The sequence below is a fragment of the Paenibacillus sp. JJ1683 genome (genome assembly GCF_053006485.1).
In genome coordinates this window covers 1,505,286-1,522,808 of the sequence record NZ_CM129820.1, presented here as the reverse complement: position 1 = coordinate 1,522,808, position 17,523 = coordinate 1,505,286, and the positions used below count along the sequence as shown (strand labels likewise).

Sequence of the window (17,523 nt, the reverse complement as noted above, 5' to 3'; positions counted from 1 at the left end):
TCTCACAAAAGGTTATACAGCTTTATTTAAAGCACTATGCCTGTGACTGCGCATCTGCGGGAGGTTTCATAGTCAGACCTACCCTGCCTTTTTTCAAATCAACATTCAACACCCACACGGTTACGTTATCACCAACAGATACAACATCCATCGGATGCTTAACAAAACCACTGCGCAGCTGTGAAATATGAACCAACCCGTCACTTTTAATACCGATATCCACAAATGCACCGAAATCAATGACATTGCGGACCGTTCCCTGAAGTTCCATACCCGGTGCCAGATCCTCGATCTTCAACACATCCTTGCGGAATACAGGCAATGGCAACTCATCGCGCGGGTCACGACCTGGTCGCTGGAGGCTGTCCAAAATATCCCGCAATGTTGGTACACCAACTTCCAGCTTCGCAGCCAGCTGATCAATATTAGACACATTCAGCGCTTCTGTTGCAACTTTCGAACCCAGATCATGGGCACTGATACCTAGCTCCGCCAACAGACGGTCTACGACAGCATACGATTCAGGGTGAATCGGTGTGCGATCCAGTGGATTTTCTCCACCCGGTATACGGATAAAGCCAACGGATTGCTCGTAGGTTTTTGCGCCAAGTCGCGGCACCTTCTGCAACTGACGACGGTTGCTGAATTTACCGTTTTCCTCACGATACTTAACGATGTTTTTAGCAATAGTAGCGTTGATCCCTGCTACGTAGGACAACAGCGCCGAGGAAGCCGTGTTCACATCCACACCGACGTGGTTAACAGCCGATTCCACAACGTCCTTCAAGCTCTCATCCAGATGTTTCTGCGACACATCATGCTGGTATTGACCTACACCAATGGCCTTCGGCTCAATCTTGACCAGCTCAGCCAGCGGGTCCTGCACACGACGCGCGATGGACGCCGCACTGCGCTCAGCTACGTCCAAATCAGGAAATTCTTCCTGTGCCAGCTTGGAGGCAGAGTATACGCTCGCACCTGCCTCATTGACGATCAGATACGCGAGGCTGTTGTCACCAATATCCGCGATAACTTCGGCTACGAATTGCTCTGTCTCGCGTGATGCGGTTCCGTTACCAATGACAATCAACTCGATGTCGTATTTGGCAATCAGCTGCTTGAACGTTTCGGCAGCCTCACGTTTCTTGTTGTTCGGCGGTGTTGGATATGTCACAGCCACTTCCAGCAGCTTGCCTGTGTCATCGACAACTGCCAGCTTGCAGCCTGTCCGATAGGCCGGATCGACTCCAAGCACACGACGCCCCTTGATCGGAGCCTGTAGCAACAGGCTGCGCAAATTGCCTGCAAAGATAGAGATGGCCTGCTGTTCGCCCTTCTCTGTCATTTCAGCGCGCACTTCACGTTCGATAGATGGCGCGATAAGTCTTTTATACGCATCCTCAATGACACTGCGTAGCAGGTCTTCCACCACAGACGATCCTTTAATCACTTGACCTGCCACATAATTGTAGATGGAATCCGGTGCTACCTCCAAACCAACCTTGAGAATGCCTTCCCGCTCTCCGCGATTAATCGCCAGAATACGGTGAGGTGGCATTTTCTTAGCCAGCTCACGATAGCTGTAGTAATTCTCATACACAGACTCTTGCTCGGTATCCTTCGCTTCAGAGGTCAGCATCCCATGATCCAGCGTATAACGGCGCACCCATTGGCGAATAGCCGCATCATCAGCTATATTTTCGGCCAAAATATCCATAGCTCCTTGGATAGCTGTCTCAGGGGTTTCGACTCCCAGCTCAGCATTCACATAGGATTCAGCTTCTTTCAAAGCATCACCCTGCTTCGGCTGACCCCAAATCCAGATGGATAGCGGCTCCAACCCCCGTTCCTTTGCCACACTGGCCCGAGTCTTGCGCTTTTGCCGATATGGACGATACAGATCCTCCACTTCTTGAAGTTTAACCGCAGAGGTGATAGCAGCCTGCAGCTCTTCAGTCAACTTGCCCTGTTCATCAATAATGCGGATGACCTCTACCTTACGATCCTCCAGATTACGTAAATACAGCACACGATCTTCAATTTCACGCAGCTGATTTTCATCCAGCTCTCCTGTCATTTCCTTACGATAACGCGCGATAAAAGGAATTGTATTTCCTTCATCCAATAAACTGATCGTTGTCCGGATTTGCTTGAGTGCCAGCGACAGCTCTCTCGCCACTTGTTTGACAATCCGTTCTTGGCGTTCTGCTTCGTTCGGCTCCTGCCCAATTTCCGTCTTCATTTCCTCGTTAGACAAACCTATCCCTTCTTCCTCACAGCTCTTGTCATACATCATGTCTTTTATTATCACAAAAAATGATTCAAAGCGCCAGCAGGTGACGTAAAAGCAAGCCCTACCTGTATTTTTCTTCGGACATGCAAAAGGACAGCGCTAGAGCGCTGTCCTTTCCCGTTTCACTCGTCGTTCCATCATACTAAAAATCAATCAAACCGAGACTGATCTGTAGCGAATCGCTCACTTTGCGCATGGTTTCTTCATCCAAATGGGTGATTTTGTCGGTAAGCCTTTGCTTGTCGATCGTCCGGATTTGCTCCAGAAGAACAACAGAATCACGATCAAAGCCATGCGTCGCCGCGTCGATTTCCACGTGTGTAGGCAGCTTTGCCTTCTGAATCTGTGCTGTGATGGCTGCTACGATCACGGTAGGGCTAAACCGGTTGCCGATATCATTTTGAATGATCAGCACAGGTCTGACGCCACCTTGCTCGGAACCGACTACGGGTGAAAGGTCTGCAAAAAAAACGTCGCCGCGCTTTACGATCAATATGGATTACACCCCGCTAACTGTACGGCCCAAGGTGCTGTTTGCATCTTCCTCCGCGTGAAAGGCTTCAGATGCCATGGTCAGGTTAATTTTAGCCATTTCCATGTATCCACGCTGCATAGCTTCACGAATGTAACGTTTTTTACGTTCACCTACATAAAGCTTCATTGCCTGCCTGATAAATTCACTGCGGTTGGAATTCTCCATAGCTACGATCCCGTCCACTTCCTGCAAGAGATGATCTGGCAAACTGATCATTATTCTTTTGGTGTTCTGCAAATTGGCCAACTTCTCTTCCACCCCCAAAACCTTGTCGCCATTGTACCATTATAACGTTATTCCCGGTAATTTATTCAAACGGAATATAAGAGAATGTATATGATATGCGTATATCATCTATGCTGCATTCCATTATAAACTACGCAGTTCGTTTTCGTACAGGCGTTTGATCCCCGAAATACAAGTGTCAGCGGAGCCTAGTGCGTCTTTTGACAGTTATAGCGCTCTTTTCTTTCCTTTGTACATATTTCGGGACGTTCTACGAAAACTCCTGCTTTTATCCGGTAATTTGCGTTATGAAATTAATTCCAGCGGGTTGGAAGAAGCGAGTTCACCCGAACGACAGGAACATGATCTCGCATGTAAACACGCGGTACCCTGTCTGCGATCATGCAGATCACCTCGTAGTGGATTGTACCAAGCTTGGATGCCAGCTCATCCGCCGCAATGATTTCGCCGGACTGCTGGCCGATGAGAACAACCTCTTCGCCGGTTTGGATTTCTTCCGCATCCTCTGCGAAAGATTGTAAGGATACCATACACTGGTCCATGCAGATCGTACCGAGTACAGGGACGCGACGACCGCGTATCAACACTTCGACCTTCCCACTTAGCATGCGGGAGTATCCATCCGCATAACCAATTGGCAGTGTGCCGATCCGCTCTTCATCAGAGGTCACATACCGGGTGCCGTAGCTAACCCCCCAGCCGGGAGGAAGCGTCTTGGTATAAACCACCGCCGTCTTTAATGACAATACAGGCAACAGTTCAATGACTTGCCGGTTAACCTCATCAGACGGATACAGACCGTATATACTGATGCCAATCCGCACCATATTGGGGGAAAGGGAAGGGGTATCAATGGTGGCCGCGCTGTTGCCCGTATGTATAATGGGAATAGAAATACCTTGTTCCCTTAGCGCATCCGCCACGCCCCGAAACCGATCATATTGTAGCAGTGTATAGCTTTTATCTTCTTCATCCGCACGGGCAAAATGGGTGTACATGCCTTCCAGCAGCACCTGCTCTAATTCGTGAACCTGCCGGACAAAAGCCAAAGCTGCTTCTCCAGGCAGCAAACCGAGTCTTCCCATACCGCTGTCTATTTTGATGTGCACCTTCAGCTTGCGTTCGCTTCCTTGGCGGTCCAATCTGCGGATACCCTCCAGCACTTCCTCACTAAACACAGTCAATGAGATATCATGCTCCCAAGCTGTTTGGACAGCTTCAGGTGAGGTGTAGCCGAGCACCAGGATCGGCAGTCCAACCCCCGCATGACGAAGCTCCAGAGCCTCATCCAGAAAAGCGACGCTCAAATAATCCGCACCAAGGCGTTCCATTTCCTTTGAAATTTCTACGGCACCGTGACCGTAGGCATTAGCCTTGACACAGACCAGCATCAGCTTATCCGCAGGCAATGCCTTGCGAAAGGCCTCATAGTTGGCGCCAAGGTGATCCAGGTTGATTTCGGCCCGGGTCGATCTGTATTGTGCTTGCAAAATCCAGTCACCTTCTTCAATTGTTAGCCTGTAACGTAACCTTTTACCATTTTGGATATAGCAAAATCCTTGCTTCCAAAGGTTAATGGTAATGTTCAGAGACGTGGCTGTCAATGGCAGGGGGCTCTGCCAGCCTCCTCTACCATCTTTACAATAGAACAAGATATACAAGCGATGCACATCTTAGACTGCGAATGAACAAAAGACGGATACGGGCGGTAGCAGAGCACTTTACACTCTAGACCGTCTGCATCCGTCTATAAAATTTTATTTACCCGATTGTTCCTGTATAGAAGCGGCAATTTGTATCATTTCGCTCACAGGCAGGTCAGCACTAGTGATTCTGAACTCTATTCCATCATTCATCCAGGTCATCGTCTGCTGTTCACTTCCTGTCAGCACGGCAAAACTTCCTCCAATATCAACCAGTTCGCCTGCCGTCAATGCGACCGCCCGATCTTTTGGACGCGCCTCTACAATGGTATAGTTATACGTTCCGCTATACCGCAGCATCACTGCATGTGTACCATTATCCTCCAGCTCCGGCGTATCCTTGATTTGTACTCCGGCTGGCGTGTAGGACGGTTCAATCAAGCCGAACTCACCCAACACAGCTTCTGCGGCATCCGTTCCCGCTGACGTTCCAGTTGCAGCATCCGCTGTGCCCGGTGTTTGTTGCTGCTCCTCTGCGTTAGCTGCTGCTTGCGACTTGGACGTATCGCCAGTGACAGCTCCGTCGCTCTTCGCTTCACCAGACGGTTGCTGGACATCGTCCCCTACGGTTCCCTGCTCTTGTCCGGCTTCACCGGACGTCACGCCAGTCGTCCCTTCTAACGTACCGGTCGTATCAAGCGGACCGCTGGAATCCACTGCCCCTGAAGATGGCGATCCCTCGCTACCTGCATTCGTTTTTCCGGAAGCCATGTTCCGCTCCATATCAAAGGAATCCTTGTCAAACTTCGTATCAAAAGCAAATTGATCGAATTTCAGATCGACAACCACCTTGGCATTCGCATCAGATACCTGTACCTGAGTAGGGGCATAGTTGTTTTTGGATAGCCAAATCTTTTGCCTTACCAGCGCATGGCTATTGTAGTTCGCGGCCACATCAAACACATAGGATTTATCGTCGGTAGCCAACTGACGGGAAGAATCACCGATAATGCTGCGAACCAGCGTCTCATATAAATATACCTGACCCTGATTGTTTGGCCAGTCGCTCTTGAAACGGAAACTCTTGTTCAGGCTGGGGGTCAGTACAAATACACCCTCATCATTACGAAGCACAATTTGCGTAACATCTTTTTTCTCGTTCGTCATGGCAATTCGGTAATAGGACGGCTTGCGATAGGAAATATCCACCTTGTATTCCTGCGGCGTGTCGCCGGTATGCAGCGTCATCAAAGCTGTACCGTGGTAGCTGTTCAGGTCGCTCACCACGTCACTCAAATCTTTAACCACATCGTCTGCGCTCTTCTTGCCGCACCCGGCCAGCAGCAACGTTACACACATGACCATGGCAAGCATCCATGAAATCCGGCGCATGTCATCAACCCCTTCAGCACATGTTTTAAATGAATTAGTACATGTCTATGAAGGACTTGTTCGATTTATGCAGACTGGCATGACAAGCTTGAGCGTATCCTTGTGTCATGCTATAAAATCTTTTGGAGACTGATCATAAATTCATACAAGAAATAAACTGAAAAACCAATCAAAACCACACCGGCACAGATTGTAACCCACTTGATGGCGGTTCGGTTCATGGCTTTTCGTGTTGTCGCTACGAGGGTCATCAAACCTAAATCATGAATAAGAATACCAAACAAAATACCTAAGCCAACAATCAAAAATTGACTTGTATTTGACCGATCAAATGAACTTGCCAGCACAGTCCCAAAAACACTTACCCAGAACACTAAATTCCCTGGTGAAACAGCTACAAGCAGCCCATTTTTATAGGAAGAAAATAATGATTTCGTCTTTTTCTCTCCTTCTAGTGCAATATCATGATCCGCATTTTTAATGCTGTCGTACCCCACGTAGCACAGAAATATGGCTCCAACGAGCCACATGATCACCTGTACAACAGGTAAGGACAGAACAGAGGCCAGACCAAAATATAAACCAATGATTAATAACAAATCGATGGTCATCCCCCCGAGCCCCACAATCCATCCATGCATAAATCCATTCTTTAGCCCTTGCTTCGTCATTTCAACCGTAATGGTACCTACAGGTAATGCTATGGAGAAACCTAGTAAAACATATGTAATAAACAATGCCATTTCAAAACCCCTTTCAAATGTATAAAAACGTTATTCTATATTATAAAAAATGACAAATCAATAAAATGTTGAAGCCTGTATGAGCTTAAAACACATGAAACTTATTTTGTACAAAATCGGATTCATTGACCAAGTTTGTCCATTGAGTATTGAGGTTCCAGGACTTATCATTGCTTTTGTGATAATAATTCTCATTTGCAAATTTATGAACTATTATATTATACGGAGGCTGCTATGACCAACAAAAAATCTACTCGGCAATACACTGCTCTGATCTGTCTATTCTCTCTTATGGGGGCATTGCTACTAGGATGCGGCGCATCTGATAAGCAGACTGCAAGCAGCAACACAACAGCATCTACAACCTCGGAAGCTGCCACAACTCGTGCCTACACAGACTATAAGGGACATACAGTAAACATTCCCACGACTCCTGGGCGCATTGCTTACTTCGGAGAAAACTATGGGGATCTATTGGTTTTAGGCGTACAGGCTGTTGGTACATCGACTTCTATGATCGAGGGAAAGATATATGAGAAAAAAGTTCAGAATGTATCGGACCTAGGATTTCCCATTGATTTAGAAAAAACATTGGCTCTACAACCAGACCTAATCATCACCGCCGATACGGATGAAAAACAATACGCAGCGTTAACGAAAATTGCACCTACAATTATGTTCGATACCTTCGCTCCACTGAACGATCGTTTGCTACATCTCGGAGACATTGTGAACAAGAAAAAGGCTGCTGAGGACTGGCTTGCCCAATATAAAATCAAGGAAGCAGAGATGTGGACCAAACTTCATGCGCAAGGTGTTAAGTCGGGTGAAACAGCTTCGGTCTTTACCTACTATCCCGGTGACCGTTTGTTCGTCATGGCACGGACAGGCCTGTCACAGATACTATATGAAGAGAATGGTCTCAAGCCTACTCCTCTTATTCAGAAAGCGCTGGATGAGGACAAAGGATTCGTGCAATTATCACAGGAAGTAATCGGACAATACGCTGGAGATCGGATTTTCATACTAAGCACTCCAAGTTCAGAAGCCCAGCAATCCACCGAACAATTAATGAAAAGCAAGCTGTGGCTTCAGCTCCCTGCTGTCAAGCAGGGACATGTGTACATGCAGGACATTGGCAAAACCGAAAGTGATGCATCTACTCGGGAATGGTTGCTGGAGGAATTACCCAAGCTCATAAAATAAGATTGGAGAAGCCTATCGTCCTTGTTGATAGGCTTCTTTTTTGTTGAACCTAAAGGAGGTATACTTATGCATATATGATAACCATTCTCAGTAAAAGGAGCTTTACACCGTGAATCAGCCTTCGTCGTCTGTAAATTCACCTCCACCCAACACACTGCTTTTTCATTTTAAAGGAATTGTGCTGGTTAGTGAGCCTACCGTTGGACTAATATCTCAATCAAATTCCGATCACTGTCTGCTTATGTTCATCGGCGGGGCTGGTAGGATGGATGTGGGTCAAGAACAATATGTATTCCATTCAGGTCATGGGTATTGGTTAACTCCTGGCGAATCCTATCGCATCGCTCCCTTGGATGGAACTGCTCCTGAATACTACAAAATCACGTTCAAGGTCATTACCATGCCGTTGGAGCCACAATCGGACGCGACCTTGGTTGAAAACGCAACGGGCATGCCATCCATATATCACGGATCTGTCCTGCCAGACCCGCGTGAATACATCGTTTCCTCTTCCTTCAAGCCTATTCAGTTGGCCGAAGAGTTATTTTATAGCACCCAACAAACAATACAGCCTCATAGACAAACCACTGCATTGCGTCAGCAAATCATGTTTCAAGAGCTGCTCTTACTGTGGCAGGAAGCCCACGTCCCTATTAAGCATAACGAGGGCTTTAATCCGACATTGCCTGCATCGGTGGAAAGCACCCTTGCATATATGGAAAACCACTACGAAAAGCCTATTACCGTCAAGCAGCTTGCCGAACAGGCCAACGTTTCCATATGGCAATACTCCCAGCTGTTTCGCAAAATAACGGGCAAAAAGCCGTTGCATTACCTCACTGAGCTGCGCTTGAACCATGCCAAGCGGCTGCTGCTGGAATGCAAACGGCCTTTACGTGAAATTGCCCGTCAGGTGGGTTTCTCTGACGAATATTATTTTAATCGGCGTTTTAGGCAAATGACCGGGGTTCCGCCGGGTAAATATGCGCTTTCCGCTCCCGGTTCTGTGTGCGTTAAGGATTGGACTGGCCACCATATTCATATCCCTCGTCGAGCGAGCCGCATCATCTATCACGGAGAAACGATGGGCGATTTGCTCGCGTTAGGAGCCACAGCCATCGGCGGAAGCCTGCGGCTCAGTGAATACAGCGTCTATAAGCATCGTCTTGAGAACGTAACTGACGTGGGACTTCCGCTGGATACCCGCTTGACCAGCGCTCTTGATCCTGATCTGATTATCATCGCCAACTCGGATGAACAGGAATATGAGCGTATTGCAAGCATCGCGCCCACCGTCACCTTCAACTCCTTTGCCGCCCTGGAGGAACGACTGCGTACACTTGGCGCCTGGCTCGATAAGGAACAAGAGGCCGAACGCTGGTTAGCGACCTTCACCGCTCGTAATCTGGCGATGTGGCAGCAGCTCAGCACGCATATCACAGCCGGAGAAACCGCCTCTGTTTTTATCTACGACCATGGCGATCGACTCTTTGTCATGGGCATGTCCGGATTCTCATCGGCCCTCTACCACCCGCACGGCTTCCAGCCTGTCGAGCCAATCCAAAAAATGCTTGATGAGGGACTGGGCTTCGCAGAAATTAATCCAAACGAATTGCCTGATTACGCTGGCGATCGCATATTTATGCTCGTCCCTACGGCACCAGACTCCAAGCATACGCTGGAATGCATGCTCAACAGCCCTCTCTGGCACAGCCTCCCTGCTGTGCGTCAAGGCCAGGTATATTTCGTAGAAGCAGACCGCTGGAACTGGAGCGATGCCATGACTCGGCAAAAGCTGCTCACTGCACTGCCCAAACTGTTCGTTCATTGATGCTGAAATGCTGCTATTTTTCAAAAGCTACATGAGTCCTTGAATAGTCCCATCTGCCTCCAGCGACATATGCTCAGCTGCTGGAGATTTGGGCAATCCTGGCATCGTCATGGTATTACCTGTTTCCACAACTACAAAGCCTGCGCCTGCGGACAATGATACGCTGGACACGTGAATGGTGAACCCCTCCGGCGCACCTAGCAAGGAAGGTTGATCTGAGAAAGAATACGGCGTTTTGGCCATACATACAGGCAGTTGTCCAAAACCAAGCTGCTCCATACCAGCCAACGCCCGTTTGGCTGCAGGCGTGTAAGCCACCTCTGCCGCACCGTAAATCTCCTTGGCAATGACACTAATTTTCGCTTGTAAATCAAGCGTATGATCATATAGCGGCGCAAAATGGGCTTTGTCCTTCTGAAGTAAGTTCAGCAGGCTTTGGGCCAATTTTTCTCCCCCTTGGCTTCCCTGCGCCCATACTTGTGAAAGCTCTGAGGGTACACCCAGCTTGCGGCATTCTGAGAAAATCAAATCCAGCTCAGCTTCGCTATCTGTTACAAAATGGTTAATCGCCACCAAGACAGGCACACCAAACTTTTGCAAATTCCGTACATGCCGGCTCATATTGGCTAATCCGAGTTGCAATTGCTCCAGATTTTCCGCATCCAGCTCCTGTTTAGCTACACCGCCGTTATATTTCAGCGCTTTGGCGGTTACAACCAGCACAGCCGCATCCGGCTGCAAGCCGGACTGGCGGCACTTGATGTCAAAGAACTTTTCCGCTCCCAGCTCAGCCCCAAATCCCGCCTCTGTGACGACGACCTCTCCCAGCTTCAACGCCAGCTTTGTACCGATCAGACTGCTACATCCATGGGCAATATTAGCAAAAGGTCCACCATGCACAATAACCGGAGTGCCTTCCAACGTCTGCACTAGATTAGGCTTTAATGCTTCCCGAAGCAGCACAGCCATTCCTTCCACCGCGTGCAGCTCCTCTGCTGTTACCGCTTCACCGGATTCGTTATATCCAATCACCATCCGACCCAACCGTACTTTAAGATCGTCCATATTTTCACTTAAGCATAGCACCGCCATGACTTCCGATGCCGAGGTAATCAGAAAGCCGCTTTCTCTTACCGCTCCATTCCCCGTTCCCAATCCAGTCACAATACTTCGCAAGCTCCGGTCATTCATATCGACAGCCCGTTTCCACACGATTCGGTCTGGCTTCAGCCGCAAAGCATTTCCATGGAACAAATGGTTATCAATCATCGCTGCCAGCAAATTATGTGCTGCCGAAATCGCATGTATATCCCCTGTAAAATGCAGATTAATGTCTTCCGCCGGAACAATCTGGGCCTGTCCTCCCCCGGTGGCTCCACCTTTCATCCCAAAGCAAGGTCCAAGGGACGGCTCACGCAGCGCAGCAACGGTTTTATGCCCCATCGCGTTGAGTGCCTGGGACAGCCCGATGGTTGTCAGCGTTTTTCCTTCTCCAGCCGGAGTGGGATTCATCGCTGTAACCAGCACCAGCTTTCCATTCGGGCGATCCTTTAACTGTTCCCACAGAGATGGATTCAGCTTCGCTTTATATTTTCCATACGTCTCCAGATGCTCTTCTTCAATTCCTGCTTCTTTGGCTATATCAATAATCCTCTTCATCTTTCGTTATGTACCCCCCGTTTTATAAGTCTGACCCATGGTGTCGAACCCTTTATCATTTTATTCTACCAAAGTGTACGGTTTATTGCGCTATGATTCATTTCATCGCAAGCATGACTATCCTGTGAGTTATAAAAAAAGCATCCCCTGCTCGCAGGAACTTTGAGGATACTCTTTTGGCATGTCCTAATCAGCAGAAATCCTTTAGAAATCAGGACAGCTTGGAACAACAAATTATCCATATGTAAGCACTTATACTCTCAACTACTCTCCACTTTATAATGCTTTTCCAGCAGTTCTTTAAAAACGTCAATCGGGTACTTGTATTGATCCGTTTTGAACACAATCCGGTTATTCCACTGGTTCTTTTCCAGCTCGCACCCATGCTCCATGTCCAGTTCCTTCATAATAAATATAATCTCATCTAAGGTTACCATCACACTATGTCTATTCGTCGTAGTCGCAAGCATCTGCTCGCCTTCCTGTATGTATGCCTTAACGATCTGTTCATCAAACCCTTCGCTGATCATTAATTCCATCAAGGTTTGTACAAAAAGAGACGGCAGGTTTTTGTACTGCGATTTTTTAATCCCAAACAGCGTGACGCTTAAGCGGGAAATATCATGCATAAACACAATATTTTTTCTCCGGTTCAATAAAAACAAGCTGGCATGCCAACTATTCAAAGGCGGATAAATATCAACTTGAAGTGGTTCAGTCTCCCATTCCTTCAGCAGTTTTTGGGTTCCCCGTATAACAAACATCATTGCTCTCCTTTATTGACGGTTCTGTACCGTAGCTCGTGATCTGACATCCCTAATCTCTCACACTAGGCTTGCCCCGGAAATTATAACACCGTATTCCAAACATCGGATTATAGACTATTTCAGTATAGAATAGGGGAATGATTAATTACCTGACACTGTTGAACGTAGCTCCTTCGGGACAATCCAGGGCATTTTCGTTTTCTTAGTGGATATTTTTTATGGAAATCCCCTTCACCGCTCTATATAATTCAGGTACAGTTCGTCACACGAGCTTAATCTAAAAATTAGGGGTGTTCCACACCTATGTCACAGCATATTTTACTTATTGAAGACGATCTATCCATTGCTGAAATGCTGCTCAAAGCACTCACCAAGGAGGGCTACAATTTAACCACCGCCTATGACGGAGAAGAAGGACTTAATGCCTTTGAACGGCATAACTATGACCTCGTACTCGTGGATCTGATGATGCCAAAGGTTGATGGTATGGAGGTAATCCGCCGAATTCGTACCCGCAGCGCCGTGCCGATTTTGATTATGTCGGCTAAGGACAGTGATGTGGATAAAGCGCTTGGACTGGGCTTCGGGGCAGATGATTATGTTGCCAAACCTTTTTCGATGCTTGAGATGACGGCGCGTATTCAATCCGCAATCCGCAGATCGACTACCTATGCTCGTCTGCAACAGCAGGAGGAACAGCCGCAAGCACAAGTGTTGACCTATGGAAATCTACGCATTGATTTTGATCATTTTACAGTCATCCGCAATGAAAATGAAATTCAGCTAACAGCCAAAGAATCTGATATTCTGAAGCTGTTTGCATCCAATCCGAATCGGGTATTTACGAAAGCTCAATTATACGGATTTATTTGGAAAGACGATTATATGGGTGACGAGAACGTGATTAACGTCCATATTCGTCGCCTGCGCGAGAAAATTGAAGAAGATCCCTCCCACCCTGTCCACATTAAGACGCTGTGGGGCATCGGCTACAAATGGGAGAATGGTTGATATGAACATCGAAATCATTTCCGAATGGATTGTCGTCCTCATGATGTCAGTCGTTATCATATGGCTTTGGCGGGAACGTGTAGCCTACAAGCGCAAACTAAAGGATATCCGAACCGCACTAGAGCGGATCGTCACCGTGAATCATGCCGAAAAGCTGCTATATGTCACAGGTGATGTTGAACTGCAACGACTCATGACGGAAATTAACCGACTACTAGACTTAAATCTGAGAGTATCAGCCGATTACAACCGAGGCCAAATCGCTATGCGTAAAATGATTTCGAATATTTCCCACGACCTCAAGACCCCGCTTACCGTTGTGCTTGGATATGCCGAGATGCTGGATGGCGATCCAGATATTTCGTCAGAAGAACGTATAAAGCTGCTATCCAGAATTCATCAAAAGACAAGCGAAGCGATTGAGCTGATCGGAAGTTTTTTTAGTTTGGCGAAGCTGGAAGCCAACGATACGGATATTCCACTGACCCGACTGGAGATAGGAGAACTGTGCAGACGCAGCATTTTGGAGTTTTATGATCTGCTGACGGCTCAGGGTTTTACGGTACATATTGACATTCCGGAGCATCCCATTTATGCCTTGGGGAACGAAGGAGCCATTGGGCGGGTGCTGAGCAATCTGATTTCAAATGCCATTCGCTACGGGGCAGAGGGTCGAACGCTAGGCCTGACGCTGTCAGAACAGCAGGATACAGTGCGTATAGAAGTGTGGGATCGTGGAAAAGGCATACAGGAGCCGGAGCAGGATAAGGTTTTTGAACGCATGTACACACTTGAGGATTCCCGTAATAAGGCGGTACAGGGCAGTGGACTGGGTCTTACGATTGCCAAGCGCCTGGTTGAATGCATGAATGGAGAGATGCAATTGACCAGCAAACCTTATGAGCAGACCGTCTTCTCTTTTACCTTGAAGAAGATCAACTATTAAGCGAGCTGCTCAACTTAATAAATTTGTAAGGATTACGAAAGAAAAATGAACATTTCGCCCTGTATTCTTGAATTATCAACAGTATACGAAGGGAGAACACCCATGACTTACATAATACGTACACATCATCTGACCAAAGCCATGAAGGGCAATGAAATTATAGCAGGGGTCAGTATGAATGTGCGCAAGGGGGAAACCTATGGCTTTCTCGGTCCCAATGGGGCAGGCAAGACAACGATCATGAAAATGATTACCAACCTGCTCAAGCCGACATCGGGTGAGATTGAACTGTTCGGTGAAAAGCTAACGCCACAGTCTTATCATCTGCTCGGACGGATAGGTTCGATTATTGAATACCCGATTTTTTATGATAGACTGACGGCTCAGCAAAATCTCGAACTTCATTGTGAATACATGGGCTATTATAATAAACAGGCTGTCCGGGATGCGCTAGAATTAGTGAACTTGCGGAATGCGGGTGACAAGCCAGTAAAAGACTTTTCACTAGGAATGAAGCAGCGTCTCGGGATTGCCCGAGCCATTGCGACCAAGCCAGAGCTACTCATTTTGGATGAACCAATTAATGGTCTGGACCCAGTGGGAATTAAGGAAATTCGGCAGTTATTCCACATGTTATGCAAGGAATATGGGATGACGCTGCTCGTATCCAGTCATATTTTAGCGGAAATAGAGCAGATTGCGGATACAATAGGCGTGATTAATCACGGACGGCTGATTGAGGAAGTTTCGATGGAACAGGTACTGGATACCAATACAGAATACATCGAATTTACGACCAACGATTGTAAAAAAGCGACCTACGTCCTCTCCCATCATCTGAGTCTGAATAATATAAAGGTACTCAATGAACAGAGTATACGTATTTACGATATGAGTGTACCGCAGAAGCAAATTACGAAAACGCTCATTTTAAATGATGTAGAAGTCGATTCCATTCATCAGAAAAGCAGTACGCTGGAAGACTACTTTTTACGTCTGTTACATGGAGGTGAGCCCCATGCTTAGATTAATACAGTTGGAGATGAAAAAGCTTCATCTGGCGGGTTATATCCGTTCAGCACTGATCGCCAACGCCTGTATTTTGGGGTTGCTCTGTATTATTGCGCTGGATAGCCAAAATGAAGGAGTACCCGAATTTACACAGTACGCTCAGCTTCTTGATCTCATGGACAATATGGTGAGAGCCACATTTATTGTATTTGCCTCCGTTCTGCTATGCCGTTTTATTGTAGGAGAATTTAAGTCCAAATCGATTACAATCTTGTTCATGTATCCGATTCATCGTCAAAAGCTGATGATCGCCAAACTCTTGATTGTGCTGCTGTTTACGTTCTTGTCTGTTGTTATATCGGAAATCATCATTACGGCTGCGATTCATTTGCTCAACCAGTTTGTCATGATTGTACCGGATAAGCTTACTCTTTCCATACTGGCCGAACAATCCGCGCGGACGCTAATCAATGCCGTGGCCGCCAGCTTTATGGGATTGGTTCCGCTGTATATGGGAATGCGAAGATACTCAGTACCCACGACTATTGTGACCTCAATTCTGGTTGTAGCCTTGCTTTTCTCCAATAATAACGGCGCTACACTTAGCTCCATTGCCCCCGTGCAAATCAGCTTCTCTGTGCTGGGAATGATTGTGGCTTATGCGGCAATTCGGCGCATTGAGTATAAGGATATTGCTTAGTAATATAGATTTTAGTGAAACGCTTTCAAAAAAAGATGAAAATCCTTGTTAGATATACACACATTTTTCACTGGACTTCATTCTAAAACAGGTATATCCTATAGGAGAAATTAAAAAACGGAATAAGGATCTTCGGGGTAGGGTGAGATTCCCAACCGGCGGTATGGCTCATGGAGCTAAGCCCGCGACTCTGTATCTGGCAACAGGATACGGACTGATTTGGTGAGATGCCAAAGCCGACGGTAAAGTCCGGATGGAAGAAGATCGAAGTATGAACATGCCGCAAAGTGAATGAATGCTGCGCTATAGTTTTTGCAGTAACTTCATTTAACTTGTATCAAACGGCAAGTTTATTTGATCAACCCCCGTCTTGCATGGCTTTCGCCATGAACGGGGGTTTTTGTGCCACCGGTCCTGTATTCGCAAGGAGCTAAATAAGTATGAGTCAATCATCAACTGTACTATCATCCAAAGGTTTTGATCGTAGCTCCCACATGAAAAGCGGTTTTTGGCTAGTCGCGATCGGAGCGGCCTTGTGGGGTGCAGACCCGCTGTTTCGTATTATTTTGTTAAAGTCATTTACCTCAGCACAAATCGTACTGATGGAGCATGTGCTGCTCTTTATCGCTCTGACGCCGATGCTGTGGAAGCATCGCGAGGAGCTCAAAACGATACGATTTCGTCAGGTTTTTGCTATTTTGTTCGTCTCGTGGGGCGGCTCGGCACTGGCCAGTGTGATTTTCACCATGGCACTCAGCAACGGTGATCTGAATGCAGTTCTTTTGCTCCAGAAGCTTCAGCCTTTGGTTGCTATTATTCTGGCCCGCGTTATATTGAAAGAAATGCTACCGCGTCATTTTGGAATATTAATTGTCATCGCTCTGTTCGGAACGTATCTTCTAACCTTCGGTTGGTCGCTTCCCTTTGGGCATGTTCATGATTTTGTTCACATTGGTAGTCTGCTCGCACTAGGTGCAGCGGTTCTGTGGGGCGGTTCGACCGTTATGGGGAGCTACTTGCTTCGTTCGATGAAATATGAGACAGTAACCTCCCTCCGCTTCATGGTGGCGCTCCCTCTGCTCATTGTTCTCACCTCGGTGGAGCATGCTCCGTGGAATATGCCTACAGGTACATGGGCGGGCGCAGCTGTAATGATCAACTTGCTGCTGCAAGCATTGCTTCCGGGTCTTCTCAGTTTATTACTGTATTACAAAGGCTTAAGTACAACCAAAGCTTCTTATGCTACGATGGCAGAATTGAGCTTCCCCATGGTTGGTGTCGTAATTAACTGGATCGCTTTCCAGCAAATCGTTACCGTAGCGCAATTGACTGGTTTTATGCTGATCTGGATTACACTCTTTATGATTTCTCGTCAGCAAAAAAATTAATAGCTTAATCTTCTTTCATGCTCATCCAAGCCAAATCGTGAAGATGCTTTTGCATCTCTGATTTGGCTTTTTATGTATTCATATTCATATTAACATTAGTTCCTAAGACCTATTTTTTCAAAAAAAGTGTACTATTCCTCGTTTTTAAAGAT

General features: G+C 46.9%; 15 protein-coding genes and 1 riboswitch. Of the genes, 7 read left to right on the top strand and 8 right to left on the bottom strand.

Features of this window, described 5'->3' with window-relative positions:
- Window positions 1–34: 34 nt before the first annotated feature.
- The 6 genes from ACUC6J_RS06425 to ACUC6J_RS06400 form a co-directional block, all read right to left on the bottom strand.
- Window positions 35–2,257 (bottom strand): Tex family protein, encoded by a 2,223-nt coding sequence (locus ACUC6J_RS06425; RefSeq protein WP_447249945.1) that lies wholly within the window; start codon window positions 2,255–2,257, stop codon window positions 35–37.
- A gap of 178 nt (window positions 2,258–2,435) precedes the next feature.
- Window positions 2,436–2,786 carry a type II toxin-antitoxin system PemK/MazF family toxin gene (locus ACUC6J_RS06420; RefSeq protein ID WP_007429335.1) on the bottom strand — a complete coding sequence of 117 codons (351 nt, stop codon included), beginning with the start codon at window positions 2,784–2,786 and terminating at the stop codon, window positions 2,436–2,438.
- Between the two features lie 6 nt (window positions 2,787–2,792).
- On the bottom strand, window positions 2,793–3,074 hold the full coding sequence (locus ACUC6J_RS06415; RefSeq protein WP_007429334.1) for a CopG family ribbon-helix-helix protein: 282 nt from the start codon (window positions 3,072–3,074) through the stop codon (window positions 2,793–2,795).
- A gap of 293 nt (window positions 3,075–3,367) precedes the next feature.
- Window positions 3,368–4,564, bottom strand: coding sequence for an alanine racemase (gene alr / locus ACUC6J_RS06410; protein ID WP_025364305.1), 1,197 nt, complete (start codon window positions 4,562–4,564; stop codon window positions 3,368–3,370).
- 267 nt (window positions 4,565–4,831) lie between these two features.
- Entirely contained in the window at window positions 4,832–6,109 is a 1,278-nt protein-coding gene (locus ACUC6J_RS06405) for a DUF4367 domain-containing protein (protein ID WP_447249944.1), read from the bottom strand.
- A 110-nt stretch (window positions 6,110–6,219) separates the two neighbouring features.
- Window positions 6,220–6,852 carry a LysE family translocator gene (locus ACUC6J_RS06400; RefSeq protein ID WP_016821167.1) on the bottom strand — a complete coding sequence of 211 codons (633 nt, stop codon included), beginning with the start codon at window positions 6,850–6,852 and terminating at the stop codon, window positions 6,220–6,222.
- 234 nt (window positions 6,853–7,086) lie between these two features.
- Here ACUC6J_RS06400 and ACUC6J_RS06395 point away from each other — a divergent pair, with 234 nt between their 5' ends.
- On the top strand, window positions 7,087–8,058 hold the full coding sequence (locus ACUC6J_RS06395; protein WP_016821168.1) for an ABC transporter substrate-binding protein: 972 nt from the start codon (window positions 7,087–7,089) through the stop codon (window positions 8,056–8,058).
- Between the two features lie 109 nt (window positions 8,059–8,167).
- Window positions 8,168–9,889, top strand: a complete 1,722-nt coding sequence (locus ACUC6J_RS06390) for an ABC transporter substrate-binding protein (RefSeq protein WP_447249943.1) — start codon at window positions 8,168–8,170, stop codon at window positions 9,887–9,889.
- A gap of 27 nt (window positions 9,890–9,916) precedes the next feature.
- Here the strand turns inward: ACUC6J_RS06390 and ACUC6J_RS06385 are convergent, their stop codons facing one another.
- Window positions 9,917–11,548 carry a formate--tetrahydrofolate ligase gene (locus ACUC6J_RS06385; protein ID WP_447249942.1) on the bottom strand — a complete coding sequence of 544 codons (1,632 nt, stop codon included), beginning with the start codon at window positions 11,546–11,548 and terminating at the stop codon, window positions 9,917–9,919.
- Window positions 11,549–11,808: 260 nt separating this feature from the next.
- Window positions 11,809–12,312, bottom strand: coding sequence for a DUF6933 domain-containing protein (locus ACUC6J_RS06380; protein ID WP_016821171.1), 504 nt, complete (start codon window positions 12,310–12,312; stop codon window positions 11,809–11,811).
- A 306-nt stretch (window positions 12,313–12,618) separates the two neighbouring features.
- Here ACUC6J_RS06380 and ACUC6J_RS06375 point away from each other — a divergent pair, with 306 nt between their 5' ends.
- The 5 genes from ACUC6J_RS06375 (at window position 12,619) to ACUC6J_RS06355 (ending at window position 17,371) form a co-directional block, all read left to right on the top strand.
- The gene (locus ACUC6J_RS06375; RefSeq protein WP_447249941.1) at window positions 12,619–13,326 is read left to right on the top strand and encodes a response regulator transcription factor; all 708 of its coding nucleotides are present in this window, start codon (window positions 12,619–12,621) and stop codon (window positions 13,324–13,326) included.
- Between the two features lies 1 nt (window position 13,327).
- The gene (locus ACUC6J_RS06370) at window positions 13,328–14,272 is read left to right on the top strand and encodes a sensor histidine kinase (RefSeq protein WP_447249940.1); all 945 of its coding nucleotides are present in this window, start codon (window positions 13,328–13,330) and stop codon (window positions 14,270–14,272) included.
- A gap of 102 nt (window positions 14,273–14,374) precedes the next feature.
- Window positions 14,375–15,298, top strand: coding sequence for an ABC transporter ATP-binding protein (locus tag ACUC6J_RS06365; protein ID WP_447249939.1), 924 nt, complete (start codon window positions 14,375–14,377; stop codon window positions 15,296–15,298).
- A complete protein-coding gene (locus ACUC6J_RS06360; RefSeq protein ID WP_016821175.1) occupies window positions 15,291–15,983 on the top strand; it encodes an ABC transporter permease in 693 nt (230 codons plus the stop codon). Before ACUC6J_RS06365 ends, ACUC6J_RS06360 begins: the two co-directional genes overlap by 8 nt.
- 124 nt (window positions 15,984–16,107) lie before the next feature.
- Window positions 16,108–16,252, top strand: a riboswitch (FMN riboswitch).
- A gap of 171 nt (window positions 16,253–16,423) precedes the next feature.
- Window positions 16,424–17,371 (top strand): DMT family transporter, encoded by a 948-nt coding sequence (locus ACUC6J_RS06355; RefSeq protein ID WP_016821176.1) that lies wholly within the window; start codon window positions 16,424–16,426, stop codon window positions 17,369–17,371.
- The last annotated feature ends 152 nt before the right edge of the window (window positions 17,372–17,523 follow it).

What these genes read in the sequence shown, in the direction of transcription:
- ACUC6J_RS06405 (WP_447249944.1), bottom strand. Translation starts at nt 6,109, where the DNA reads ATGCGCCGGATTTCATGGATGCTTGCCATGGTCATGTGTGTAACGTTG.
- ACUC6J_RS06400 (WP_016821167.1), bottom strand. Translation starts at nt 6,852, where the DNA reads ATGGCATTGTTTATTACATATGTTTTACTAGGTTTCTCCATAGCATTA.
- ACUC6J_RS06395 (WP_016821168.1), top strand. Translation starts at nt 7,087, where the DNA reads ATGACCAACAAAAAATCTACTCGGCAATACACTGCTCTGATCTGTCTA.
- ACUC6J_RS06385 (WP_447249942.1), bottom strand. Translation starts at nt 11,548, where the DNA reads ATGAAGAGGATTATTGATATAGCCAAAGAAGCAGGAATTGAAGAAGAG.
- ACUC6J_RS06380 (WP_016821171.1), bottom strand. Translation starts at nt 12,312, where the DNA reads ATGTTTGTTATACGGGGAACCCAAAAACTGCTGAAGGAATGGGAGACT.
- ACUC6J_RS06375 (WP_447249941.1), top strand. Translation starts at nt 12,619, where the DNA reads ATGTCACAGCATATTTTACTTATTGAAGACGATCTATCCATTGCTGAA.
- ACUC6J_RS06370 (WP_447249940.1), top strand. Translation starts at nt 13,328, where the DNA reads ATGAACATCGAAATCATTTCCGAATGGATTGTCGTCCTCATGATGTCA.
- ACUC6J_RS06365 (WP_447249939.1), top strand. Translation starts at nt 14,375, where the DNA reads ATGACTTACATAATACGTACACATCATCTGACCAAAGCCATGAAGGGC.
- ACUC6J_RS06360 (WP_016821175.1), top strand. Translation starts at nt 15,291, where the DNA reads ATGCTTAGATTAATACAGTTGGAGATGAAAAAGCTTCATCTGGCGGGT.
- ACUC6J_RS06355 (WP_016821176.1), top strand. Translation starts at nt 16,424, where the DNA reads ATGAGTCAATCATCAACTGTACTATCATCCAAAGGTTTTGATCGTAGC.